1 protein-coding gene is annotated in these 229 nt (G+C 64.6%); it reads right to left on the bottom strand.

Annotated elements, in window-relative coordinates; genetic code table 11:
• Positions 1-229, bottom strand: a 229-nt coding sequence (locus KVT38_RS34485) for a sialidase family protein (protein WP_217598174.1), incomplete at both ends; no start/stop codon positions are given.

Here is a 229-nt window from a genome sequence, read left to right on the forward strand (position 1 = left end):
GTCTGGCGTAAATAAGCAGGGAGCCGTCGGCCCGCTCGATGATCGCCGTCCCCGATACGCCCCCTTCCCCGCCGATGGACGGAATCGTCAGGCCGGATGCGCTCTTCGTCCAGGTCAGGCCGTTGTCGTCCGAATAAACGACGCTGCCGGCGAACGTGCCGTCGTCTCCGATCACAAAGCCGGACGTCACGATCAGGCGCCCGGTGCTCGTCCGGATCGGATTGGCATA

This window comes from Cohnella sp. GbtcB17, assembly GCF_019091135.1.
Classification (GTDB): Bacteria; Bacillota; Bacilli; order Paenibacillales; family Paenibacillaceae; genus Cohnella.